Origin of the sequence: Nocardia sp. NPDC058244, from assembly GCF_042882065.1 — a bacterium.
GTDB lineage: Bacteria > Actinomycetota > Actinomycetes > Mycobacteriales > Mycobacteriaceae > Nocardia.
Map to the genome: position 1 here is coordinate 91,428 of NZ_JBHVWX010000003.1, position 19,174 is coordinate 110,601.

17 protein-coding genes are annotated in these 19,174 nt (G+C 69.8%); 7 read left to right on the forward strand and 10 right to left on the reverse strand.

Annotation, left to right across the window (positions count from 1 at the left end; all coding sequences use genetic code 11):
* Positions 1-60: 60 nt before the first annotated feature.
* The 4 genes from pruA to ACFVW6_RS10180 all read left to right on the forward strand — a co-directional run bounded on the left by pruA (position 61) and on the right by ACFVW6_RS10180 (position 4,818).
* Positions 61-1,713 carry an L-glutamate gamma-semialdehyde dehydrogenase gene (gene pruA, locus ACFVW6_RS10165; protein ID WP_378826599.1) on the forward strand — a complete coding sequence of 551 codons (1,653 nt, stop codon included), beginning with the start codon at positions 61-63 and terminating at the stop codon, positions 1,711-1,713.
* Positions 1,713-2,672, forward strand: a complete 960-nt coding sequence (locus ACFVW6_RS10170) for a proline dehydrogenase family protein (RefSeq protein ID WP_378826601.1) — start codon at positions 1,713-1,715, stop codon at positions 2,670-2,672. Before pruA ends, ACFVW6_RS10170 begins: the two co-directional genes overlap by 1 nt.
* Positions 2,673-2,744: 72 nt before the next feature.
* Positions 2,745-4,172: an amino acid permease gene (locus ACFVW6_RS10175; RefSeq protein WP_355281967.1), complete on the forward strand. Its 1,428-nt coding sequence runs from the start codon at positions 2,745-2,747 to the stop codon at positions 4,170-4,172.
* A 34-nt stretch (positions 4,173-4,206) separates the two neighbouring features.
* Positions 4,207-4,818, forward strand: a complete 612-nt coding sequence (locus tag ACFVW6_RS10180) for a TetR/AcrR family transcriptional regulator (RefSeq protein WP_378826604.1) — start codon at positions 4,207-4,209, stop codon at positions 4,816-4,818.
* On the opposite strand, the gene ACFVW6_RS10185 is transcribed toward ACFVW6_RS10180, so the two are convergent.
* Positions 4,801-6,867 (reverse strand): AMP-binding protein, encoded by a 2,067-nt coding sequence (locus tag ACFVW6_RS10185; RefSeq protein ID WP_378826606.1) that lies wholly within the window; start codon positions 6,865-6,867, stop codon positions 4,801-4,803. The two genes, ACFVW6_RS10180 and ACFVW6_RS10185, sit on opposite strands and share 18 nt — an antisense overlap.
* Positions 6,868-7,181: 314 nt before the next feature.
* Between ACFVW6_RS10185 and ACFVW6_RS10190 the strand changes: the two genes are divergently transcribed.
* Positions 7,182-9,764: an ATP-dependent Clp protease ATP-binding subunit gene (locus ACFVW6_RS10190; protein ID WP_378826608.1), complete on the forward strand. Its 2,583-nt coding sequence runs from the start codon at positions 7,182-7,184 to the stop codon at positions 9,762-9,764.
* Positions 9,765-9,818: 54 nt separating this feature from the next.
* Here ACFVW6_RS10190 and ACFVW6_RS10195 read toward each other — a convergent pair whose 3' ends face one another.
* From ACFVW6_RS10195 to ACFVW6_RS10210, 4 genes are all read right to left on the reverse strand, one after another.
* Complete coding sequence (locus tag ACFVW6_RS10195; RefSeq protein WP_378826610.1) at positions 9,819-10,211, reverse strand: hypothetical protein; 393 nt, start codon at positions 10,209-10,211, stop codon at positions 9,819-9,821.
* 120 nt (positions 10,212-10,331) lie between these two features.
* Positions 10,332-11,291: a carbohydrate-binding protein gene (locus ACFVW6_RS10200; protein ID WP_378826612.1), complete on the reverse strand. Its 960-nt coding sequence runs from the start codon at positions 11,289-11,291 to the stop codon at positions 10,332-10,334.
* Between the two features lie 279 nt (positions 11,292-11,570).
* Complete coding sequence (locus ACFVW6_RS10205) at positions 11,571-12,221, reverse strand: N-acetylmuramoyl-L-alanine amidase (RefSeq protein WP_378826616.1); 651 nt, start codon at positions 12,219-12,221, stop codon at positions 11,571-11,573.
* A 254-nt stretch (positions 12,222-12,475) separates the two neighbouring features.
* Positions 12,476-13,714, reverse strand: coding sequence for a cytochrome P450 (locus ACFVW6_RS10210; protein WP_378826618.1), 1,239 nt, complete (start codon positions 13,712-13,714; stop codon positions 12,476-12,478).
* Positions 13,715-13,914: 200 nt separating this feature from the next.
* On the opposite strand from ACFVW6_RS10210, the gene ACFVW6_RS10215 reads away from it, so the two are divergent.
* Positions 13,915-14,463 (forward strand): helix-turn-helix domain-containing protein, encoded by a 549-nt coding sequence (locus ACFVW6_RS10215; protein ID WP_357349873.1) that lies wholly within the window; start codon positions 13,915-13,917, stop codon positions 14,461-14,463.
* Between the two features lie 4 nt (positions 14,464-14,467).
* Here ACFVW6_RS10215 and ACFVW6_RS10220 read toward each other — a convergent pair whose 3' ends face one another.
* Genes ACFVW6_RS10220 through ACFVW6_RS10240 form a run of 5 tightly spaced genes read right to left on the reverse strand, consistent with a single transcriptional unit; the run spans position 14,468 to position 18,376 of the window.
* Complete coding sequence (locus tag ACFVW6_RS10220; protein WP_355281948.1) at positions 14,468-15,673, reverse strand: cytochrome P450; 1,206 nt, start codon at positions 15,671-15,673, stop codon at positions 14,468-14,470.
* A complete protein-coding gene (locus ACFVW6_RS10225) occupies positions 15,670-16,272 on the reverse strand; it encodes an ATP/GTP-binding protein (RefSeq protein WP_355281946.1) in 603 nt (200 codons plus the stop codon). The genes ACFVW6_RS10220 and ACFVW6_RS10225 overlap by 4 nt, the downstream gene beginning before the upstream one ends.
* Positions 16,247-16,597 (reverse strand): DUF742 domain-containing protein, encoded by a 351-nt coding sequence (locus tag ACFVW6_RS10230; protein WP_218717406.1) that lies wholly within the window; start codon positions 16,595-16,597, stop codon positions 16,247-16,249. The genes ACFVW6_RS10225 and ACFVW6_RS10230 overlap by 26 nt, the downstream gene beginning before the upstream one ends.
* Positions 16,597-17,007, reverse strand: a complete 411-nt coding sequence (locus ACFVW6_RS10235; protein ID WP_355281944.1) for a roadblock/LC7 domain-containing protein — start codon at positions 17,005-17,007, stop codon at positions 16,597-16,599. The genes ACFVW6_RS10230 and ACFVW6_RS10235 overlap by 1 nt, the downstream gene beginning before the upstream one ends.
* Complete coding sequence (locus tag ACFVW6_RS10240) at positions 16,985-18,376, reverse strand: sensor histidine kinase (RefSeq protein WP_355281941.1); 1,392 nt, start codon at positions 18,374-18,376, stop codon at positions 16,985-16,987. Before ACFVW6_RS10240 ends, ACFVW6_RS10235 begins: the two co-directional genes overlap by 23 nt.
* A 283-nt stretch (positions 18,377-18,659) precedes the next feature.
* Here ACFVW6_RS10240 and ACFVW6_RS10245 point away from each other — a divergent pair, with 283 nt between their 5' ends.
* Entirely contained in the window at positions 18,660-19,091 is a 432-nt protein-coding gene (locus ACFVW6_RS10245) for an SRPBCC family protein (protein WP_355281939.1), read from the forward strand.
* Positions 19,092-19,174: the final 83 nt, after the last annotated feature.

Consider the following 19,174-nt stretch of genomic DNA (forward strand, 5'->3'; position numbering starts at 1 on the left):
CGTCACCGCCGGTGTTGACTACGTCACATCCCGCCACCACTCGACGCAGGAGCCGCCCTCATGGACGCCATCGCGACCACTCCGCCGCCGGTCAACGAACCGGTCGGCAGCTTCGCCCCGGGGACCCCGGAGCGTGCCCGGCTGCGCACCGCCCTCGCCGACCTGTCCGCCACACCCACCGACATCCAGCACGTCATCGGCGGCCGCCACCTGCCCGGCGACGGACCGGCCGTCAACGTCGTCCAGCCGCACCGGCACGCCGCCGTCCTCGGCACCCTGCACGACGCGACCGCCGCCGAGGCCGCCGCCGCGGTCGAGGCGGCCACCGCGGCGGCACCGGCCTGGCAGGCCATGTCGTTCGACGATCGCGCCGCGATCTTCCTGCGCGCCGCGGACCTGCTGGCGGGACCCTGGCGCGAGACGATCGCGGCCGCGACCATGCTCGGCCAGTCCAAGTCCGCCTACCAGGCCGAGATCGACGCGCCGTGCGAACTGGTCGACTTCTGGCGCTTCAATGTCTCCTTCGCCCGCCGCATCCTGGCCGAACAGCCGATCTCCGCGCCCGGGGTGTGGAACCGGATGCAGTACCGGTCGCTGGAGGGTTTCGTCTACGCGGTCACGCCGTTCAACTTCACCGCCATCGCGGGCAACCTGCCGACCGCGCCCGCGCTGATGGGCAACACCGTGGTGTGGAAACCCGCCCGCACCCAGGCCGTCGCCGCCTACCTGACGATGCGGCTGCTCGAGGCGGCGGGACTGCCCGCCGGGGTGATCAACCTCGTCCACGGTGCGGGACCGGCGATCTCGGAGGTCGTCCTCGCCGATCCACGACTGGCGGGCGTGCACTTCACCGGCTCGACGGCCACCTTCCAGCACCTGTGGCGCGAGGTGGCGCAGCGGATCGACCGGTACCGCACCTACCCGCGACTCGTCGGTGAGACCGGCGGCAAGGACTTCGTGCTGGCCCATCCCTCGGCCGACCCCGCGGTCCTCACCACCGCCCTGCTGCGCGGCGCGTTCGACTACCAGGGACAGAAGTGCTCCGCCGCCTCCCGCGCGTTCGTCCCGCGCTCGGTGTGGGCGACGATGTCGGAGGACCTGATCGAGCGGACCGCCGCGCTGCGCTACGGCGACGTCGCCGACTTCACCAATTTCGGTGGGGCACTGATCGATCGACGCGCCTTCGACCGCAATACCGCCGCGCTGGAGCGGGCCAAGGCCACACCCGGACTGACCGTGGTGGCCGGGGGCCACAGCGACGACAGCGTCGGCTGGTTCGTCGAACCGACCGTCGTCGTCGGTGACGATCCCGCCGACGAGATCTTCCACACCGAGTACTTCGGCCCGATCCTGGCCGTGCACGTCTACGACGACCGCGTCCCCGACGGCTTCACCGCCGCCATGGATCTCGTCGACCGGGGCAGCGCCTACGGACTGACCGGCTCGATCATCGCCGAGGACCGGGCCGCGATCACGGCCGCCACCGACCGGCTCACCTTCGCCGCGGGCAACTTCTACATCAACGACAAACCGTCCGGCGCCGTCGTCGGCCAGCAGCCGTTCGGCGGCGGGCGCGCCTCGGGCACCAACGACAAGGCGGGCTCGGCGCAGAATCTGCTGCGCTGGACCTCCGCCCGCACGATCAAGGAAACCTTCACCCCGCCGACCGAGCACCGCTATCCCCATCAGGCACCCGACCCGGAGGTCCGCTGATGTCCGCCGTCCTGCGCTCGACCCTGCTCGCCGCCGCCCGCTCGCCGCGACTGGAACGCGCCGTCACCCGGCTGCCGGTCAGCCGGGACGTGGTGGCCCGCTTCGTGGCGGGCACCACCGTCGACCAGGCGGTGCGCGCGGCCGAAACCCTGCTGCGCTCCGGCCGTTTCGTCAGCGTCGACTATCTCGGCGAGGACACCACCGACCTGGCGAGCGCGGAATCGACCGTCGCCCAGTACCGCACACTGATCGCCGCGCTCGGCCGGCTCCCCCAGGCCGAGGTGGCGGCGGGCGCCGTGCGGCCGCTGGAGGTGTCGGTGAAACTGTCGGCGCTGGGCCAGGCCCTGCCCCGCGACGGACACGCGATCGCCCGCGAGCACGCCCACCGGATCTGCGCGGCCGCCGAGGCCGCGGGCCTGTGGGTCACCGTCGACGCCGAGGACCACACCACCACCGACTCGACCCTCGAGATCGTGCGCGAGCTGCGCGCCGACTACCCGTGGCTGGGCACCGTCCTGCAGGCCTATCTGCGCCGCACCGAGGACGACTGCCGCGCGCTGGCCGGCCCCGGCTCGCGGATCCGGTTGTGCAAGGGCGCCTACGACGAACCCGAGTCGGTGGCCTTCCGCGACCGCGCCGAGGTCGACGCCTCCTATCTGCGCTGCCTGGCGATCCTGACCGCGGGCGCGGGGTATCCGATGATCGCCTCGCACGATCCGGCGGTGCTCGCCGCCGCCGGAGTCGCGGTGCAGTCGGCACAACGCAAGACCGAGGAGTACGAGTTCCAGATGCTGTTCGGCATCCGCGCCGACGAACAGCAGCGACTCGCCGACGCGGGCAACCACGTTCGGGTCTATGTCCCCTACGGTGACCAGTGGTACGGATATTTCATGCGCAGGCTGGCCGAACGGCCCGCCAACCTGGGGTTCTTCCTGCGCGCGCTGGTCGGCGGGCACTGAACAATATTCACTCTCGGCGCCCGCGACCCCGACGTGGCGGTGTACTGGTGTGCGTCGACGGAAGGAACGCGAATGTCTTTCGCAGAGTTGCGCGCCCAGATGCTGCGCCGCAAACCCCTCGTCGAGATCGAGGACGAGATCCCGAGCGACGAGCGGCTCGCCAAATCGCTCGGGCTGTGGCAGCTGACCGCGATCGGCGTCGGCGGCATCATCGGCGCGGGCATCTTCACCCTGGCCGGGTCGGTCGCCCACTCGGTCACCGGTCCCGCGGTCTTGATCTCGTTCCTGATCGCCGGCGTGGCCAGCGCGGCGGCGGCGCTGTGTTACGCCGAGTTCGCGGGCATGGTGCCCAAGGCGGGATCGGCCTACACCTACGGCTACGTCTCGCTCGGTGAACTGGCGGGCTGGTTCATCGGCTGGGACCTGCTGCTCGAGTACATCGCCGTGGCGGCGGTGGTCGCGATCGGCGTGTCCGGCTACTTCGGGTTCCTGCTCGACCAGATCGGCCTGACCCTGCCCGAGTGGATGCTCGGCGCGCCCGACACCGGCGACGGGCGGGTCGTCGACCTGTTCGCGGTGCTGTTCTGTCTGGGCACCGCGTGGGTGCTCTCGCGCGGGATCGGCAGCGTCGGCCGGTTCGAGACCGTCGCGGTCGGGATCAAGGTCGCGCTGGTCGTGCTCATCGTCGTGCTCGGCGTGTTCCACATCGACAGCGCCAACTACGACCCGTACTTCCCGTTCGGCGTCGGCGCGGTGTGGACGGGCGCCGCGACGGTGTTCTTCGCCGTGTTCGGCTACGACGCCATGAGCACCGCGGCCGAGGAATCCGTCGACGGGCGCAAGCACCTGCCCAAGGCGATCATCTACTCCCTGGCCATCGCCATGGTGCTCTACGTGCTGGCCACGCTGGTGCTCACCGGGATGCAGAAGTACACCGAGATCAGCCCGACCAGCGGGTTCTCCACCGCGTTCGAGGCGGTCGGGATGCCGGGCGTCGCCAACATCATCGCCGTCGGCGCGATCGTCGGCATCGTCACCGTGGTGCTGACGTTCATGCTCGGCGTCACCCGGGTGTGGTTCGCGATGAGCCGCGACGGCCTGCTGCCCGCGTGGTTCGCCAAGACCCACCCGACCCGCAAGGTGCCGACCAGGGTCACCTGGATCGTCGGCGTCGGCGCGGCGATCCTGGCCGGCGTGCTGCCGATCAACACCGTCGCCGAGCTCACCAATATCGGCATCCTGATGGCCTTCATCGTGGTGTGCGTCGCGGTGATCGTGTTGCGTCGCACCAGGCCCGACGCGCCGCGCTCGTTCCGGCTGCCGTTCATGCCGGTGATCCCGCTGGTCGGCATCGGTTTCTCGGCGTACCTGATCTACTCGCTGCCGTGGGAGACCTGGCTGCGGTTCCTGGCGTGGCTGGTGGTGGGTCTGATCGTCTACTTCGGCTACTCGCGCACGCATTCGGTGATGAACCGGACGGCGGTGCCGCCGAGCGAGTGACCCGGGGGCGGGCGGTCTGTGCTGTGATGGGCCGATGAGTTCAGGGCACGAGGCCGCGGCGGCGGGCGAGCACACGGCGCGCCCGCCGCGACGGCGCCGCGATCCGGAGAAGACCCGCGAGGCCATCATCGACGGGCTGCTCGCCGCTCTCATCGACGGCGATTTCGCGCCGACCACGCGCACGATCGCCGCCAGGGCAGGCACCTCCGAGCGCAGTATCTTCGTGCACTTCGCCGATCGGGAGGCCCTGCTCGTCGCCGCGGTCGAGCGCCAGTCGGCGACGGTCGAGGCCTGCCTGGTCACCCCCGATCCCACCCTGCCGCTGGCGGAGCGGATCGCGCTGGCGGTCCGGCAGAGCTCGGCCGTCTTCGACCTCCAGCGGTCCCCGCGCCTGCCCGGTCTGCAGGAATCCCGCTCGGTCGCCGCGATCGACGCACGGATGCGGCGCACCGACGACCGTATCCGCGACACTCTGGCGGCCCTGTTCGCTCCCGAACTGGCCGGTGACGACGAACTGCTCGATCTGGTCGAGGGCGCGCTGGCCTGGCCCGCCCACCATCACCTGCGGGATCGGCGCGGCCGTTCGCGCGAGCAGGCCGCGGCCGCGATCGAGCGGGCGCTGCGGCGGCTACTCGCTCAGGGCTGACTCCGGGCGCACCAGCACCCGCTTGAGGATCTTGCCGGTCTCCCCGCGCGGCAGCGCGGACAGGAAGGTGACATCGCGCGGGACCGAGAAGCGGCTGAGCCGGTTGCGGATGTAGGTCCGGACCATGTCCGAATCCAGGCCCGCCCCTTCGCGTTTCACCACGAACGCGGCCAGCCGCTGCCCGAACTCCCGATCGGGCACGCCGACCACGGCCACCTCGGTGATCTGTGGCAGATGGGCCAGCGCCTCCTCGACCGGCCGCGGGAAGACGTTCTCGCCCCCGGAGATGATCATCTCGTCGTCGCGGCCCGCGACGAACAACCGGCCCGCGGCGTCGAGATAGCCGAGATCGCCGGTGTCGAGCATGCCGTCGGCCTCCTCCGGCGGCGCGGCGTTGACGTAGCCGTCGAAGAGCATGTGGTTGGCGACGAAGATGTGCCCGGTCGCGCCGACCGGCACCGGGCGCAGGTCGGGACCGAGCACGGCCACCCGGGTGCCCAGCGGCGGGCGGCCCGCCGTGGTCGGCGAGACCCGCAGGTCGGCGGGCGTGGCGACGCTGGCCCAGGACACCTCGGTCGAGCCGTACACGTTGTAGAGCACGTCGCCGAAGGTGTCGAGGAAGCGCAGCACGGTGGCCCCGGCCAGCGGCGCGCCGCAACTGACGACGTGACGCAGGCTGGACAGATCGAAGCTCGCGCGCACCTCGTCGGGCACGTCGAGCAGCCGCTCCACCATCGTCGGGACGACGATCAGCGTGGTGATCCGGTGCTCGACGATCGCGCGCAGGCAGGCCAGCGCGTCGAAGCCGTCGGTCAGCACCACGGTCGCGCGCAGCGCCGTGCTCAGCTGTAACCCGGCCAGGCCCCAGGTGTGGAACAGCGGCGCCGGGATGAGCACGACCTCCTCGACCCGCATCGGGATCCGCGAGAGCAGGGCCGCGATGGTGCCGAAGCCCTTGGGGTGCGGGCGGCGCGCGCCCTTCGGTGAGCCGCTGGTGCCGGAGGTGAGCACGATCAGCCTGCCGGGGTGGGCGGGCACCGGAAAATCGTTCTGCGCCAAGGTGATCAGGCCGTCGATGGTGGTGCGTTCCGGGTCCGGCGGCTGGTCGTCGGTGGTGAACCGGGGCACGTCGCTGTGCAGGTAGCGGATCAGCGTCTCCAGCTCTCCGTCGACGTAGACCGCGCTGAGGCGGTGCCGCTGCACGATCTCCTCGATCCGCCGCCCCGACAGCCCGGCGTTGAGCAGGGCCACGTCGACGCCGAGTTTGCCCGCCGCGACCATGGTTTCGACCATGCCCGCGTGATTGCGCGCGAGCAGGCCGATCGCGTCACCCGCGCGCAGGCCGAGGGAGTACATCGCCCCGGCCAGCGCGGTGGACCTTTCGTCGACCTCGGCGAAGGTGCGTGTGCCGTGCGGATCGATCACCGCGAGGCGCGTCGGCGTGTGCGCGGCGCCCGCGGCGTAGCCGCCGGCCAGGTTGAAGCCCCATTTCGCCAGGGAACGCAACTGTTTCACGATCGAGACGGGTTCCGGGCGCATCAGCCCGGTGGCCGCGATGCTGCGCACCACCCCGGTATTGCGGCGCACCACCGAGCGCTCGGCGTTGATCACGATCGAGGATCGGGTGCCCGCGATGATGTCGGCGGTGCGGCGCAGTCCGGCCTTCACCCAGTCGGTGACCGCGGAGTTGCTGCGCGCACCGAGCATCGGGTGCACCCTCGCCGCGGCGAACAGGGTGATGTCGAGGCGGGTGCGCTGCTCGTCACCGCGCAGGCGGATCGCGGCGAAGCTGCCCAGCGCGGAGCTGCGCAGCTCGAAACTCTCGTACCAGCGCCCGATCTCGAGCACGAACTCGTGGGTCTCGATCCCCGCGCTCGCCGAGCCGACCCGCACCTGCCAGACCACCGAACCGTCGGGGCGCTCGACCCGTTCGCAGCTGCCGATGCCGGTGAACATCCGCGGATAGCTCTGGGGGTCCAGCAGGACGTCCCACAGTGATTGACGCGAGATCGTGAAATCCGCGGTGACATCGATGACGTCGGTGACCAAACTCCGTGCTCTTCCCGTCGGCCTGTTCGACCAGTCGGTCGGCGGGCAAAAATGGGCGCCACGGTCGATACCGCCGCGCGGGTCGTCACGCTACCCGCCCGTGCCGTTCCTCGATCAAGAATCAGACAAAACCGGTGGTTTCGGGCCGCTTCGGCCGGACTTTGGTTTGCGCGCCACACCCCACGACGTTGCAGATGTGAAACTGTCCAATCGCTTGCACCCCATCCGAGGATGCCGAAGTATTGCTAGCAGTACCGACCCGATCTGCAGGAGTCGCCGCGCGAGCGGCACGACGAGCGAAGAGGTGTGGACATATGACAGCCAGCTGGCCAGGTAGTTCGATGAACTCGTTCGATGACATCTTCCAGCGATTCTTCGGCCCCGGGATGTCGGCCAAGCCCCCCGTACAGCGCATCGACCTGGGCAGACTGATGACCGACAACGCCAAGTTGCTCATCGGTTCGGCCCGCGAGGCGGCCCAGGAATGGGGCAATCCGGAGATCACGCCCGAGCATCTGCTCTACGCCGCCACCGAATCCGAGCCGGGCCGCAGCATCGTCGCCGAGCTCAGCCTCGACCCCGACCAGGTTGCCGAGCAGATGCAGGACTTCCTCGACACCGGTTCGCCCAGCGAGAACGACCTCGCCGACATCACCCTGAGCCCCGGCACCAAGATGGCGCTGCGCACCGCCCAGCGCCAGGCCGCCCAGTCCGGCAGCAGCTACATCGGCCCCGAGCACATCCTGCTCGGCATCGCCTCGCTCCCCGACTCGGTCGCCGCGCAGGCCCTGATGGCGGGCATCGCCGCCACCCAGAGCGGCAACTCCTCCGGACCGGCCACCACGGGCGCGCCCACCAAGCGGCAGCAGCAGACCGACACGCCGACACTGGACGAGTACGGCCGCGATCTCACCGCGGAGGCCCGCGAAGGTCTCGTCGACCCGGTGGTCGGGCGGGCCGAGGAGATCGAGCAGACGATCGAGATCCTCTCGCGGCGGCGCAAGAACAACCCGGTGCTGATCGGTGATCCCGGCGTCGGCAAGACCGCCATCGTGGAGGGCCTGGCGCAGCGGATCGTCAACAACGATGTGCCGTCCACGCTCGCCGACCGCCGGGTCATCGCCCTCGATGTCGGGACGCTGGTGGCGGGCAGCAAGTATCGCGGTGAGTTCGAGGAGCGGCTCACCAAGATCCTCGACGAGGTGCGCGCCCACAAGGACGAACTGATCGTCTTCATCGACGAACTGCACACCATCGTCGGCGCCGGTGGCGGCGGCGAGGGCTCGATGGACGCGGGCAATCTGCTCAAGCCCGCGCTCGCCCGCGGGGAACTGCACGTCGTCGGCGCGACCACCATCGACGAGTACCGCAAGTACATCGAGAAGGACGCGGCGCTGGAGCGCCGGTTCCAGCCGGTGATGGTGTCGGAACCCTCGGTCGAGGACACCATCGAGATCCTGCGCGGCCTGGCCGACGTCTACGAGGAGCACCACCAGGTGCGCTACTCCGACGAGGCGCTGATCGCGGCAGCCCAGCTCTCCGACCGCTACATCACCGACCGATTCATGCCCGACAAGGCGATCGACCTGATCGACCAGGCGGGCGCGCGGGTCCGGCTGCGCTCGGGCACCCCCGATCCCGAGGTGAAGGCCAGGGACGAGGAGATCGCGCGGCTGTACCGGGAGAAGGACGCCGCCGTCGACAACGAGGACTACGAGAAGGCCAACTCCATCAAGGCCGATATCGCGGCCAGGGAGGAGGAATTCGAGGATGCCGGGGTGCGCTCCGGCGAACCCGAGGTGACGGTCGTCGACATCGCCGAGGTGATCTCGCGGCAGACCGGCATCCCCGTCGCCGACCTGACCGCCGAGGAGAAGCAGCGGTTGCTCCAGCTCGAGGACGTGCTGCACAAGCGGGTGATCGGGCAGGACGAGGCGATCGTCGCGGTGGCCGAGGCGGTGCGCCGCGCCAGGGCCGGGCTCAAGGATCCGAACCGGCCGATCGGCTCGTTCCTGTTCCTCGGCCCGACCGGTGTCGGCAAGACCGAACTCGCGAAAGCCCTGGCGGAGGCCGTCTTCGGCGACGAGGACCGGTTGATCCGGTTCGACATGAGCGAGTTCCAGGAGAAGCACACGGTCTCCCGGCTCGTCGGCGCGCCGCCCGGATACGTCGGCTACGACGACGCCGCCCAGCTCACCGACAAGGTGCGCAGGCAGCCGTACTCGGTGATCCTGTTCGACGAGGTCGAGAAGGCGCACCCCGATGTGTTCAACGTGCTGCTGCAACTGCTCGACGACGGCCGGGTCACCGATTCCAAGGGCCGCACCGTCGATTTCAAGAACACCATCGTGATCATGACCTCCAACATCGGCTCCGATCTGATCCTGAAGGCGCCCGAGGGCGATCTGGATTCGATCGTGCCCGAGCTCGAAGAGCGGCTGCGCGGACACTTCCGGCCCGAGTTCCTCAACCGCATCGACGAGCAGATCGTGTTCCATCGGCTGGACAAGACGCAGCTGGAGCGGATCGTGAACCTGATCCTGGACAAGACCCGCCGCATGCTCGCGGCCCAGGACATCGGGCTCGAGATCAGCGACTCGGCGGTGGACTGGCTCGGCGATCGCGGGTTCCAGCCCGAGTTCGGCGCCCGGCCGCTGCGGCGCACGGTGCAGAAGGAGCTCGACAACCGGATCTCGCGGCTGCTGCTCGACGGCGGACTGGATCCGGGGGCGACGGTGCTGGTCGACACCGCCGACGACGATCTGGTCGTCACCGCCCAGGCCCCGGCGAACACCGCCGACACCAACGGGTCGGCGCCCAAGCCGCAGGCGAAGAAGCCCGCCAAGAAGTCGGCGAAGAAGGGCGAGGACAAGAAGCTCGCCTCGTCGAAGAAGTAGCGCAGACGTCGATGGCCCGGTCCGTGCGGACCGGGCCATCGTCGGTGTCGCGGGTCAGCCGCCGGTGACCACGCAGGATTCCCCGAAGCGATAGCCCTTGCCGACGTGCACGTCGGCGCCGCGGCCGACCCCGCCCTGCAGGGCCGCCAGGCTGTGCGGACCGCCGCTGGACGGGATCCAGTCGATGCTGGCGGTGCCGTCGAGCGGGACGACCTCGGCCAGCAGCACGCCGTTGTCGTAGAAGGAGACAGGTTCGAGGTCGACGCTGAGCCGGGCCACCAGATGATGGGTGCAGCCGGTGCCGTAATTGGTTGCCAGCCCGAAGCTGAGTCCGGGATCGACCGTCAATTGCGAGACCACCGCCGAGGCGGATGGGGTACCGACCGTCATGGCCAGCAACGCCGTCCCGGTGGCCGCGATGGCGAAGGCGAATTTCCTGTCACTCATATCTCACGTCCTTGTGCTGCGGGGCCGGCCGAACGCGAGGCCGGCGAGTCGAGGTCAATCCTCACCCCATCGCGCGACCGATGGTGGGAGAACACACGAAACGTTTTCCGGCCAGGGGCGCTATATGCGCGACCAGAGCGCGGGGGTGTTCGGCGGGGTCCAGTTCGGGTCGTGCACGGTGTGCGCCTGCCTACAGCTGTAGGTGACGCCCTGGTAGGTGACCTTGTCGCCGATCGCGTAGGTGGCGCCCTGTCGCCATGCCGACGCGGCCGGGGCCGTGGTGGTCGGGTGCTGATGGGTGGTCGTGGCGGGCGGTGTCGTGGTGGCTGGAGGTTTGGTCGTCGTGGCAGGCGGGGTCGTCGTCGGGGGTTTCGTCGTGGTGGCGGGCGGCGTGGTCGTGGTCGGTTTCGGGGTGGTCGTGGTCGGCGTTCCGCCACCACCACCGCCGATCTCGAGGTCGACGCAGCTGTAGAAGGCGGCCGCGGTATCGCCGATATTCCAGACCGCGCGCAATTTCTGGCGGCCGGAATACTGCGACAGGTCGATGGTGTGGCTGACCTCCATGGGCGGCTGCTCGTTGCGGCCGTCGATCACCGCGATTCGAGTGTCACCGAGGAAGTATTCCCAATTCAGGGTGCGGTGATTGGCAGTGTTCTTCCAGGTGAAGGTGGTGCGCCCGGAGACTTTCTGCGGAACCCAGCCGAGACTGTCGTCGTCGAGTTCCGGATATTTGTTCGCGCTGCAATTCTTCAGCCCTTTCGGACCTTCGACACTCTGTGGTTCGTATTTCACCGCACCGCAGGAAACAACACCGCGGGCACATTGTTCCTGCCTGCTGGCCGGTCCGGCGACCCAGCCGTGGGCTTCGGCATTCACGGCGGGGATCAGCAGGGTGACCAGAGGTGTCAGGGCCATGGTTCCGGCGACGGACAGAATTCGGCTTCGCACTATCAATACTCCTAGGAAACGCACACGGAGGACGGCAGGGGCCGGCGTGCCATCCGGGGGAAACATTTCGAGCGATGTCACGAACACTTCGATATCGAACTGTGACAGGGACAGTAGGGCGGCGAAGATCACCCGTCAAGCATCGGAATAGCGAAAAATACGGCTACTCACCGGTATTCGACACCGTTGTTCACACGGTGCGAATACGGCGAATGTTCCGAGTTTCGAACCAACCGGTTCGCATCAGCGGCAATCAATCGGCTAACAGTCCAGCTCCGTGGTTTCCGGATGTTTGCCGAATGTTGCTGGAATGACGTCCAGTTGACAACAAGGACGCTTACCGAGAGCAGCACGCGGCGCCGCCGAACGGGACCGGCGAACGTTGCGCGACGTCCTCGAAATTCGTCCGGCTCAGCCGAGGAAGGCCAGGATCCCGGTGGTGATGAGTTCGGCGTAGCGGGCCCGGCCCGCCGGTGTCTCGATGAGTTCGGCATCGATATCGGAGCGCATATTGCCGCATTCGACCAGGGCGGACGGACGCTGCGCGAGATTGAGACCGGCGAGGTCGGCGCGCGGGTCGAGCCCGGCCGCGCCGACATAGGTGGACGGCACCGCGCCGCCGCGCACCATCGCGTCCCGAAGGGCGGTCGCCAGTCGCACGCCTGCGTCGGCCTGCACCGGATTCAACGGCGGGTCCGAGTAGGCGATGTGGAAACCGTGCGCGCCCGCGCCCGCATTGCCGTCGGCGTGGATGGAGACCACCGCGTCGGCCGCCGCGTCGTTGCCGATCGCCGCGCGCCGGTCGACACACGGTCCGACGCCGGTGTCGTCGTCGCGGGTCAGGATCACCCGCACGCCCCGGGCGACGAGCGCGTCGCGCACCCGCTGGGTGACATCCCAGGTGAACTCGTGTTCGGTGTACCCACTCGCCGCGGCGGTCCCGGTGGTGTTGCACGCCTTGACTCCACCCCGACCATCGGGCACCCGCGCGTCGATCTGCGCGAGGTGCGCGGCATTGCCGCCGTTGTGCCCGGGATCGAGGACGACTGTCCGACCCGCCACCGGCGGTACGACCGACGACACCGGCGAGGCGGATGGAACCGCCTGGACAGAGGCGGATTTCGTCACCGACTCCACAGTCGCCGGAGCAGCCGTGGGCCCCGAGGTGGTGGTGCACCCGGCGAACAGCACGGTAGCCGGGAGCAGACAGACAGGCAGGAGCAGCGTGGTGCGCACCCCGCCACGGTGCCACACCCGCGATGCCGCCGGTCGCCGGACACTCGTCGTAGCGTCCGGCGCGACAGGCGACCGGTCGATCAGCGGAGGACCACCCGCAGCGGCAGGCTCGCGTGGCGGCGGACGAACAGGCTCGGGACCCAGCGTGGTGGCGCGTCCTCGACGAGGGTGAATCGTTCGGTGCGCTCGAGTAGCAGGGTGATCGCGGTGCTGGCTTCGAGCCGGGCCAGAGCGGAGCCGATGCAGAAGTGTGCGCCCGCGCCGAAGGCGGCGTGCGCGCGGCCGCGTGGGCGGGCCGGGTCGACGACGTCCGGCGTCGCGAACACGGCCGGATCGCGATTGGCCGCACCCCAGAGCAGGAGCAGGTGGCTGCCCGCGGGCAGGGACACTCCGGCCAGTTCGGTGTCGGTGACGACGTGCCGATGGTGTCCGCGGAAGGGTGATTCCACCCGCAGCGCCTCGTCCAGGAACGCGGGGATCAGCTCGGGGCGGTCGCGCAAGGTGTCCTGCAGGTCCAGGTCGGTGGCCAGCAGGCGGGCCGCCGAGGCGATCAGGCCCGCGGTCGACTCGCCGCCCGCACCGATCAGCTGGACCACGATCAGCACGGCCTGCTGTTCGTCGATCCGGCCCGCCGCCACGGCCGCGGCGAGCACATCGATCAGCGCCTCCGGAACCTCCTGCGCGTCGGCCCGTGCGAGCGCCGCGGTCACCGCGAGGTAGGCATAGTGGGCCAGTTCGGCGGCCGAGGTGACGAGGTCGGTCATCCGGCCGTCGGCGACGACGCCGCCCAGCATCTCGGTGGAGTCGTAGGCCAAGGCCAGCAATCGCGGCACGTCGGCGCGGGGGAATCCGACGAGTTCGGCGATCAGCGCCAGTGGCAACCGGTCGGCCATGCCGCTCGCCCAGTCGATCCGGTCACCGTCGAGTTCCTCCGCCCACAGTTGTTCGGTGAGCTCGGTGACCACGGGCCCCAGCGTCCGGACCCGCTTGGCCAGGGCGGGGCCGACGACGCCGCGATGCGCGGCATGCACCGCGCCGTCCGCGGTCGCGAGCACGTGCACGGCCTGCCCGGTGGCATCGAGGTCGAAGGTGACCGGCGCCGCGCCCGGCTGGGCGACGAGCACGGCGGTCAGATGCGAGGAGAAGTCCTGGGTCCGCGCGGTGGCCTCGGTGACGGCGGCCCACGACGCGACGAGGAAGAAGTCGGTACCGGGCACCCGATACACCGGCGCGTGCTCGCGCAGCGCCGCGTAGAGCGGGTAGGGGTCGTCGAGTACTGCCGCGTCGAAGAGATCGATCGCCCCGAGGTCCGTGGTCATCGTCGCCGCCTTTCCTGATCAGGTTGTCGGCGCTCACGGTCCCCCGGGGTGACCAGAGGGTCAACAACCGTCTCGTGATGAGACAGATGGTCTCGAGAGCTGAGCAGCAAACGATTCCCGAAAACGAGGTTCCGCCTGCGGTGAATGCGGTAGACAGATTGCCGAAACCGTCTCACACCGAGACACCGAAGGAGACCGGGATGAGCACCGACTGGCTGGCAGGCGGCGACCGCCGCGCGGTCGCGATCGACCGGATCGAACGGGCCGCGCTCACCCTGTTCCTCGACCGCGGCATCGACGCGGTCACCGCCGACGACATCGCCGCGGCGGCGGGCTGCTCGCGCGCCACGATGTACCGCCACGTCGGCGGGAAGCCACGACTGGTCCGCGCGGTCATGGTCCGGGCGGCGGGCACCGTCGCCGCCCGCGTCGAGGCCGCGGTCGCTCAGGTCCCCGCAGGCCGACGCCCGGTCGAGGCGATCCTGGCCGCGGTCGCGGCGATCCGCGCCGATCCCGTGCTGCGGCAGTGGCTGGTCCGGCACCGCTCCCCCGACACCGACGAAGTCCTCGCCGACGCACCGGAACTGGGCCGGATCGCGACCGCGCTCACCCACATCGCCCCCGACGACGCGGCCGCGGGCTGGATCGTCCGGGTGGTGCTCTCCCTGCTCACCTGGCCGCTGCCCGACGCCGCGGCCGAACGGCAGCTGGTCGAGCGGTTCGTCGGCCCGGCCCTGCGCCCGCGCTAGCGGATCAGGGCAGCGGCAGCGGCGGCGTCTGCGGGAACTCGACCGGCAGGGCCGCCAGCGAACGGTGGAAGGGGCCGGGTCGCCACACCAGGTCCTCGGCGGGCACGGCCAGGCGCAATTCCGGCAGGGCGTCGAGCAATTGGTCGATCGCGTCCTGCACGATCAGATACGCCACCGACCTGGCCGGGCACCCGTGCGGACCGGCGCTCCACGCCAGATGCGCCCGGTTGTCGACCACATCGCGCCCGGCGATGGCCGGATCGTTGTTGCAGGCCGACATGCTGATCACGACCGGTTCATCGGCGGGCAGCCACATCTCGTCGACCAGGATCGGCTGGCGCGGATAGGTCATGCAGAAGTTCGCCAGCGGCGGGTCGGTGAACAGCACCTCGTCGAGTGCGTCACGGGTGGACAGGCTTCCGCCGAGGACGTTGCCCGCGAAGCGATCGTCGGTGAGCATCAGCCGCAGCGTGTTGACCACCAGGTTCAGCATCGGCTCGATGCCGGCGCCGTAGAGCACCAGCAGCTGGTGCACCATCTCTTCGTCGGTGAGGGCGGCCGGGTGGTGCAGCAGCCGGGTGGCGACGTCGTCGCCCGGTTCGCGCTGCCGCAGTGCGACGAGGTCGGTCAGCGCGGACGCGAGCAGGTTGTTGCCTGCCTCGGCGTCGTCGCCCTCGAAGATCTGCGCCATGCCGGTGGCCACCTGCTGACCGATCTCGGGCGTACAGCCCAGCATCGAGTTCAGCGCCTGGAACACCAGCGGAAACGCGTACTGGCTCAACAGGTCCGCCGAGCCGGTCGAGCAGAAGCTGTTGATCAGCGGGATCGCGAACTGCTCGATCGTGGCGTGCATCGCGTACAGGTCGACGCCCGCGATCCCGGCGACATTGGCCTGCCGGTACCGGACGTGTTCGGCACCGGTGGTGCGCAGCGCGGCCGGGCGGAACTGCAGCATCGGCAGCACCGGGCAGTCCTGCGGGATGTTGCGCTGCCACATGCGCGGGTCGGCCGGGAAGTGCTCGGGATCGTTGAGGATCCGCACCGCCGTGTGATAGCCGATGACCAGGGTCGCGTGGATCCCCGGCGACAACTCCACCGGCACCACCGACCCGAACCGGCGCCGCATCTCCCGGTAGGCCGCCTGGGGATCGGCGGCGAACTCGGGGGCGTACATCGGGACCCGCTCGGCCGCCGCGAGGTCGACCGTCATGACGCTGTTGCTTCCTGCCGTTGGAACAGATACTCCGCCAGCGTGATCAGCGCGCGCAGACCGTGGTCGCGGCGCCGGGCGTCGACCGCGACGACCGGCGTCTCCGGCGACAGGTCGAGCGCCTCACGCACTTCTTCGAGCGGGTAGCGGCGGAAGCCCTCGAACTCGTTGACCGCCACCGCGTACGGCACCCCGCGCTGTTCCAGCGCCGAGAGCACGTCGTCGGCCTTCTCGATGCGGCGGGTGTCGACGAGCACCAGCGCGCCGAGCGCACCGCGGGCCAATTCCTCCCACAGGGGCGCGAAGCGTTCCTGGCCCGGCGTGCCGAACAGGTACAGCGCCAGTTGCGGATTCAGGGTGAGCCTGCCGAAATCCAGGGCGACGGTGGTCTGCACCTTGCTGCCGAGCCCGGCCATGTCGTCGACGCCGATGCTGGCCTCGGTGATGGTCTCCTCGGTGCGCAGCGGGCGGATCTCCGACACCCCGCACACGAAGGTCGTCTTGCCGACGCCGAAGTTGCCCGCGACCAGGATCTTCACCGATCGGGTCACCGTCTCGGCGACGTAGTCGACCTCACCCCGCGATGGCACGGAGACCATGCAGCACCTCCTTGATCAACGCGAGTTCCGGCTTCACCTCGGCCGGAGTCGGGCACTGTAGATGACCGCTGTCGAGCAGATCGGACACGATGATCTTCACGACCGACGCGGGCAGATCCAGATACGCCGACAGCTCCGCGATCGAGAGCGCACCGCGGCGGCTGGTGAGCGCGAGAACCCGGCGCTCGTCGGGACGGTGATCGGGTCGCGCGTCGGCGACCGAACGGACCAGGGTCACCAGGTCCAGCTCATGGGCGGCCCGAACCCGGCCGCCGGTGCGCACATACGATCTGACCAGGTCGGGATCGCGCCTGCCCCGGCTCATTACCTGCCACCGTGCCGCGGCGCGCTGCCGATCTCGTGGCCGACGCGCGAGGCGAGCTCGTTCATCCGGTGCGCCACCAGCGCGACGTCCACATCCGCGGTGGTGGCGACGCCTAGCAGCGCGCCCGCACCGGCGGCGGTGATCATGATCATGCCCTCGTCGTACTCGGTCATGTTCTGGCGCACGGTGTTCGCGGGACCTCCGCAGAACTCACCGAGCGCCTTGCCGAGCGAGCGCAGGCCGGAGGCGGCCGCGGCGAAGCGCTCGGCGTCGTCCTTGGCCACGCCCCGGGAGTGCGCGATCCGCAGGCCGTCGTCGGAGAGCAGCACCGCGAAGCGGACGCCGGGGATCTCCAGGTCCTCGAGCAGCCATGCCAATCGGTTCGTGCTATCGGCTACCGGTGTGCTCATCGGCGGTTCCTTCCGTGGTTCGCTCGGCCGCAGCGAGGCGACCGCTGCGGGAGCCGCTGTGCCAGGCAGCGGCGAGGTCGGGGCGAGCCTGCCCCGCGTCGTCGGCGGGCACTCCCGCCGAATCCGGCGCGACCGGCCTGCGGCGGCGCTTGGGTAGTCCCCCACTGGTGATCTCGTGTACCTCGGCGTGCGGCGCGTCGACCTCGACCAGCGTCGGCACGGGCACCGGAAGATGCGCGGGCGCGGCGAGTTCCGGCTCCGGCAGCCGCGGCGCGGCACCGCTGACCAGCAGCGCCGACGGCACGTAGACCATCGCCCGCATACCACCGAAGATGTTCGGCCCGTCGACGTGGACGGAGAACCCGTAGCGCCGCGCGAGCGCCGCGATACCGGGGAAACCGACCTTCGGCGCCGGACCGAGATCATGGATGTCGACGGCACGTTCGCCGCTGAGCACCTGTCGCGCGTCCTCGAGCTGCTCCGGGCTCATCCGCATGCCCGCGTCGTCGATGATGACGGTGACGCCGTGATGCCCCTCCTGGAACCCGACCTCGACGAACGACGACGGCGGCGAATACCGCAGCGCGTTGTCCAGCAGCGTGGCCAGGGTGTGCACCAGCGGTTCGACCGCGCGGCTGATCACCACCCGGTCGGACTGCCCCGAACGCACCCGCAGGTATTCCCGCACACGTCCGGTGGCGCCACCGGCCACGTCGGTCAGCGACTGCTGCGGCCAGCGCCTGCCGGGCAGGCCACCGGAGACGATCACGTAGGACTGCGCCTGCCGGATCATCTGCTGCACGGTGTGGTCGATCCTGGTCAGCGTCTCGTAGATCGCGTCGTCGCGGTGCTCGCGCAGCGCCGCGCTCACCACCTGGCCGAGGTCGGTGCCCAGGCTCACCACGGAGGTACCGAACGAGCGCACCGCCGCGCTGGTCGCGGCCCGCGAGGTGGCCGACAGATCCGCGCGCGCGGATTCCTGCGCGGCCTGCACCTCGCTGGTGCGCCGCTGCTCGCCGTAGCGCTCGACCATCGCCCTGGTCTCCTCGGTGACCACCCGCAGGTCCTCCGCGTGACCGGTGGCGATCATCTGCAGCACCTGGCCGACCTGCGTCTCCTGCAGTTCGGCGGGCAGCTCGATGGCGACCGCGGGGATCTCGTGCCTGCGTACGGCCGCGGTGATCCCCGGGAGTGTCGTCTGCGCCAGCTGGATCAGCGCGTTCTCACACGCGACCCGCTCGCGGATGGCGGCGTCGGCCCGTAGTCGCTGCTGGCGCTCGTTGCGCATGGCGAAGACCGTCACGGCCAGCGCGAGCAGTAACAGCGGCGCTCCGATGACGAGTAACAGCACCGCGATTCCTGAGTTCATCAGATCTTTCGTCGTCGTCGACCACACCACGCCCTGGCCGGTGGGCCCTCACCGGCCCGCCCGGGAGGCATTCGCCCGGGAGCGCGGTGGCTTCGGATATCCGATCGACACGCCCCGCTTCCAGCGACCCGCACACAGTAGCAGCACCATGATCGACTCCGGCGCGGATCGTCCTGTCCGGCATCAGAATTCCCGCACGTCCACCTGGGCACTTGATCTATTCTGGTTTGCTATGCCGCGATCCGGTCGAGTCGGAACCTCGGGTACCGGATACCATCCGGGCGTGGCGAAACTGAAGCTCTCCGTCGATGTCCCCGTCCCGCCGGACCAGGCGTGGGCGCACGCTTCCGACCTCCCCGCGCTCGGCGACTGGCTGACCATCCACGAGGCGTGGCGCGGCACCCTGCCCGACGATCTCACCCCGGGCACGGTGCTCATCGGCATCGCGCGGGTGAAGGGATTCCGCAACAAGGTCACCTGGACCGTGCGCACCGCCGAGCCCCCGCGCCGGCTCGCGCTCACCGGTGCGGGCATCGGTGGCACCAAGTTCGGGCTGGCCATGCTGGTCGAGCCGAAGGGCAGCGGCTCGAAGGTGAGCGTCGACATCGACCTCGGCGGCGCGCCGCTGTTCGGCCCGATCGGCTCGGCCGTGGCCAAGGCGCTGCGCGGCGACATCGAACGCTCGCTCGAGGCATTTGTGAAGCTTTACGGTTGAGATCACGTTTCCGCGTGTGAACAGCGGTCGGACACGGGCGTTCCGGCGCGACAGGCGATCCCGGCGGAGTTAGGCTGACTCCG